The sequence below is a fragment of the Bradyrhizobium sp. NAS80.1 genome (assembly GCF_001908205.1).
GTDB lineage: Bacteria > Pseudomonadota > Alphaproteobacteria > Rhizobiales > Xanthobacteraceae > Bradyrhizobium.
Genome location: NZ_LGHL01000201.1, coordinates 1 through 5235 on the forward strand (window position 1 = coordinate 1; position 5235 = coordinate 5235).

Annotated in this window: 5 protein-coding genes, 1 tRNA gene and 1 pseudogene; 6 read left to right on the forward strand and 1 reads right to left on the reverse strand. The window is 58.6% G+C overall.

Translation table 11 applies throughout. The features are described from left to right. Positions 1 to 434: 434 nt before the first annotated feature. Positions 435 to 1458: pseudogene (locus tag AC629_RS35565) on the reverse strand (IS110 family RNA-guided transposase). Between the two features lie 429 nt (positions 1459 to 1887). Between AC629_RS35565 and AC629_RS35570 the strand changes: the two are divergent. The 6 genes from AC629_RS35570 to AC629_RS35600 all read left to right on the forward strand — a co-directional run bounded on the left by AC629_RS35570 (position 1888) and on the right by AC629_RS35600 (position 5114). Further along, positions 1888 to 1963, forward strand: a tRNA-Ile gene (locus AC629_RS35570). 137 nt (positions 1964 to 2100) lie between these two features. Continuing rightward, entirely contained in the window at positions 2101 to 2376 is a 276-nt protein-coding gene (locus AC629_RS35575) for a hypothetical protein (RefSeq protein WP_084809419.1), read from the forward strand. Between the two features lie 152 nt (positions 2377 to 2528). Beyond that, a complete protein-coding gene (locus AC629_RS35580; protein ID WP_143199687.1) occupies positions 2529 to 2948 on the forward strand; it encodes a winged helix DNA-binding protein in 420 nt (139 codons plus the stop codon). Positions 2949 to 3508: 560 nt separating this feature from the next. Next, complete coding sequence (locus AC629_RS35590; RefSeq protein ID WP_084809422.1) at positions 3509 to 3745, forward strand: hypothetical protein; 237 nt, start codon at positions 3509 to 3511, stop codon at positions 3743 to 3745. Between the two features lie 136 nt (positions 3746 to 3881). Beyond that, a complete protein-coding gene (locus AC629_RS35595) occupies positions 3882 to 4520 on the forward strand; it encodes a hypothetical protein (protein ID WP_084809423.1) in 639 nt (212 codons plus the stop codon). Positions 4521 to 4553: 33 nt separating this feature from the next. After that, complete coding sequence (locus AC629_RS35600) at positions 4554 to 5114, forward strand: hypothetical protein (protein ID WP_143199688.1); 561 nt, start codon at positions 4554 to 4556, stop codon at positions 5112 to 5114. Positions 5115 to 5235: the final 121 nt, after the last annotated feature.

Below are 5235 nucleotides of genomic sequence, written 5' to 3' on the forward strand. Positions count from 1 at the left end.
CGGAGCACTGCGCTCCAAGCAGAGGCCGGATACATTGATGCAAGACCACATCTGCCGGATCGTCGAAATCTTCTTGCACCGCGCGGCCGGACCATACATTGGGTCAAAATGCGAAGAACTCAACGTGAGCAAATCTAGTCCGCTGTGCCCCGCTGAGCGGACCTCAATTCACGCCCTTCTGTAATGGGCCCGATGATGTCAAGCCTCCCGAGTGAGCGTCACGCCGCCGAGCTCATGCTTCTGTCCGTGGTCAGCGCCTGGCCGCCACATCATGCTGTCAGAGGGAGCGGTGAGCCTATCTAGATACGCGTGGTTCGTCAGATGACGGCCACTGGGCGTGTAACGGCTTCACCGGATCCACCGTCCCGGCGACGGGACTTCGGGCACCGGGCTTCAGTTCAGCCCGGTTGCGTTCGTGATCCCCTCCACGTCTTTTATGCAGCGATCGGCTTCGCTTCGCCCCATCGGTAAGTTGTGCCGTCGACCCAGATCCGATGTAGGATCACTGCGAGCTTACGTGCCAGAGCGACTTTTGCGCGCTTCGAACCTCGGCGCTTGGCAAAGCGCTTGAGTTTTGAGAACCGTGTGATGCGCGATAATAGAACGTTGGCAGCCTCATACAACACTGTGCGCACTATCTCGTCTCCGGCAAGCGTGATTCCGCCCGTGACGTCCTTTTCTCCTGATTGGTATTTCTTTGGCGTGAGCCCGAACAGCGCGCCTGCTGCTTTCGATTTTACGATGCGATGAGGGTCATCAATCGCCGATTTGTAGGTAACTGCCACCAGGGGACCAACGCCCGGCACTGTCATAAGCCGGCGACAGACCGCATCATCACGCACAATTGCCAGCACAGCCTTGTGCAGCCTTCCGTACTCAGCGCCTTCAAGGCCGATCGTGCCGAAAGCATCGCCGTGGCAATGCGCTCCAATATCGCCTGACCCGCAACCAACTCTCGGATCCGCGCTTCGAAATTCTTCCGCGTCACCGGGCCAACCTTCAGCCCAAAGCCACGCAAAATCCCGCGGATACTCAACTCCACGTCGATCAGCCGCCCGAGAGCTGTTTGCGTGCGATCAGGAGAGCCCGGATCTCCTGCGCATCGACCGATTTTGCGTGTACAGGCCGAAACCATCCCATCCGGATCAACTGGGCGATCCCGCGCGCATCCTTGCGATCAGTCTTCACCGTCATCGCAGACAATGCGGCCTTCACATGCCGTGTTTCGAGCAAAACCGTCTCGAATCCTGCTCCTTTCAGGCCCGCATGCAGCCATTGCGACAGCGGCCCCGCTTCCAGCCCGATCCGCTTTACTGCAAAGCCCAGCCTCTCGAAAAACTCGATCAAGGCGTCGGGTTCGCTCGCTACCTTCGCCTCCTTCAGGATCTGACCCTGGGCATCCACAACGCATACGCTCGACAGTTCCAATGACACGTCAATTCCGGCATAGTTCTCCACGGCTGTCCTCCGTCTCCAGATGCTTGGGGCCGACTCAAGTCGTGACCCCGTTTCATCATCTATCGGGGGACAGCCACCATCATCACCCCTTGCTCGGAGCAGGGCCCATTACGGCATCTAGAGCCGACCTGCCACACCTAGGCGCGACGGCGTTGAAGATTGGCGAGGGCCTGGATCGCAACCTGTGATCGGCGCCTGCTACGTCGCGGGAAATCCGTTACGCTTAATTGAGTCCCAAAACCCCGTCCGATACGCTTAATTGAGTCCGACGTGACATCTTTATGAGTCCCAGTGGTCCGAGATCATTGAGGTTTCTTGATAAATATGACGGCTAATTGAGTCCCAGGACACTTTGTCGCGCACCTCATAAGAGCGTCAACCACCACATAAGTGCGTCGCGAACGTTCCAATGGGGCCCGAGGGAAGCGAGGTCCTGTAGCTCAATGGTTAGAGCCGGCCGCTCATAACGGTCTGGTTGCAGGTTCGAGTCCTGCCGGGCCCACCAGTGATTACAGGAGGGGGGCACTTACAAAATCGGCAAATTCTTGGTGCACAGATTGGTGCACAGATTGGTTTGCCGATCATTCCCCTTCTGTGCTGGCTTCGTCCACGATAGCACATCACCAAATTCGAGAGAACTCCATGACAACAACGCTCGTGCGTTGCGTGATCGCAGCACTGTCTCTGACCCTTATTGGCGCCTCAGCGGCGGTCGCTGAGAGCCCCTATCCGACGCCCACCCGCGATGGCCGAGAGCGGCTGCCGCGCCGTGGCACGTGCCCCACCGGCTACGTCGGTCTCGGCAAGTTCTGCGAGGCGCTCCATCAGGACACGCCCCGCGCCTATCCGAAGATCAAGGGTGCGCCCTGTCCCGCCGGCACGTTCGCCAGCGGCGATTACTGCAAGGCATTCCGATGAAGACCGTCCTAGCTTTCGATCCGGTCGGCGCGAATAGAGAAAGAATTTATTGTGGCTGCAAGCCGGCCGGCTCAAATTGAGACGGGATAAGTCAGTGGAAGCAACCTGCATACGAAAGGTAACCAATGCCACCGGTCGGGTACAAGACTCTGTTGTCGGACGAAACTGTACAGGCTGCCAAAGCCCTCAGGTTGGCGCTGGAGCCGTTCGTGAAAGAGAACCCCACAATCCCTGTCAGCTACATCATCTCCTTCCTGGCGGTCGCTGAGAAGGAGGGCATGCCGGTCTCCACCTACGCCAACGAGGTGGGCATCGTTAAAGCCGTGATGACGCGCCACCTGTTGGACCTTGGGGAGCGGGATCGGCGCGGCAATGAGGGGATGAAGCTTGTCGAACGGAAACAAGACCGGCAGGATCTGCGCATCATCCGCACGTTCATCAGCGAGAAGGGCGCGGCCCTGATGAGCAAGGTGCGGCACGCCTGGGAAAACGGAGTGCGAATGGCAAGCGTGAATGACGTCAACTGCATGGGCCAGCAGCTGAGCTGGCGTGCGGAGAAACTCAATGACTGACAATAGTGACTTGATAGGAAAGATCGCCGGCATGGCCTGCGGGAAGAAGGGGGACTGAGCACATGAAACGCATGATAAACATCATTTCGCAGGAGGGTCGTGCCTTGTGGGTGGGCGTATGCGAGACGCACGAAGAAGCAATCGCTGCCTATATCCGCGAGCTAATCGTGGAGGATCAGCAGTGCGCGGAATGTAACGCCGCACCGGCAACCCGCTGGCATGAGGACGTAACCGACGGAACAGAAAGGCCTGTGTGTGACGAGTGCTTTAAGGCAACTATGGTCGTGGTGGATCACAAGAGCTAACGCGCGTCGAATCTGCCGGGTGGGGCACCATAACATCTTCGGAGAACCCTCTAGGAGCGACCGTCTCATCGCTCGCCGGGAGCCCCTACCCCGACCCGTGACGGGCGGGAGCGCATCCAGCGCACGGGCACCTGCCCGACCGGCTACGTCGGCAAGGGCGACAAGTGCGAGGCGCTGCACCACGACACGTCTCGCGCCATACCCCTTGATCCCAGGCACGTCCTACCCGTCCGGCACCTTCCGGAGCGGCGATGCATGCAAGGCATTCCGGTGAAGACCGTCCCAGACATCAACGGCCAACCAATCAAGATCGGGGACTTGGTGCGCCAGGTTCTCTATGACAACGGCACCCCCATCCCCGACGCCCATCGCCGGGAGCCGAGGCGTGTCGAGGCGGTTGGCGCCCCCCGCCGTGAGATCGTGTTGGCAGGATCGCTCCAGTGGCAGTCCGCTGGCCAGTTTGAGAAGGTTGAATCACACACAGGAGACTAAGAATGGGTCACAACAATCCGGGCCGAGCCCGTCGAGAGATTGCGCGCGAGAACGAGCGGCTTTCCAAAATGACCGAAGAGGAGCGGCAGAAGGAGCAAGACGCCGAAAGCCTGTACCACGCCAAGGCTCAAGCCCGATGCGCCATCTCGCCTACGCGCAATTTGGCCTTCAGACCTATCAGACGGTAGCAGCCTATCTGCCGAAAGATAAGACTGATACGAGTCCGACCAAGAGCGAGACGTCAGAGCCAAAGCAGCAAGGGAGTAAGTCGAACGCGAAGCCCAAAAGGAAGGTCGCGAGTAAAGAAGTGAAGGAGAGAACGTCGCTCTACATCAGTAGCAATCCTGCGACGGCGCATACTGAAGCCGCCAACAGGTATATGAAGGCGGCAGAAAAGAAGCCGGCATCCAATTGGCACATTCTTCCTCCTGGAGAAACAGAAACTGAGGTATACATTAAGCTGTCGATGGCGGAGCTTGATCAAGGCGATCGGGCGGCTTTGGCCATGGGCCTGAAACCAGATGTAGAGACGCCCACGGAATCCGAGCTCGTGTGGCGCGGAGCCGAGCTCGTAAAGAACCGCAAGTTCGCAGAAGCTATCCAAGCGGTACTCACGCCGTCTTCAGCGGGTGGACGCGACAAAGATATGATCGATAGCTTTGGCCATCGAAATTCCATGCGACTTGAGCTTCTAAAGATGCAAGCCGAGTTTTCGGTCAGGCGCGCGGATCAGGCTCTCCAGGAGGCGAAGCGCGAGGGGGACAGGAAGCCTTAGTAGTGCGCTCGTCGGCCGCAGCTGGAGTTGGCGGTGCCCGAGTTCTTCACCGAGGACTGCCGATACCAGATAAAGGCGCAGCCATATCTCGCGGCGATTGCGGCGGGCGTCAAAACTTTGCTGACTTCGCGACAATTTCTGCTGTTGGGCACCGAATATGAGCAGCTCTATGCCTCTGCCGAGCCGTTCTGGGAGGAGCAATGGCAGGCGCGGGGCAAGATGAGATGCCCCTTCTGGACGAACTATTGGTTTGAACCATGTCGGTCCTGCGATTGTCGCATCGAAGGATCCGTTCCGACGGAAATCGATGCGTTGTTCTTCCTTGGGAACGACGTCGGAAACACGTTGGCGGTGCATGTTGAATTCAAGCGAGACCATGAAGCGCTTTCGCTTGGGCAGGCGGAGGCCTACCGGCCGCGGGCTCGGTGTTTCCGCGATCAGCGCCGGCCGCGGAAGGGCATCTTGAAGCACGATCACGCGCTGACGGTCCTCTTCTGCGGCGCCGGCACAGATCTGATCATTGTCGCGCCGCACTTCGACCGGGTCATCTCGCACACCGAAGCGAAAGGGGCGTTCCCGGGCTATCCCGACTAGCACTACTTTGGCAGATTATTGGATTTTCGTGATTTTTTAGGATTCCCGAATCGATTTTTCAATGATTCATGGGTGGTCGGCTCTTGGAGGGCTGACCATGACGGAATGGGAAGTCGAGCTC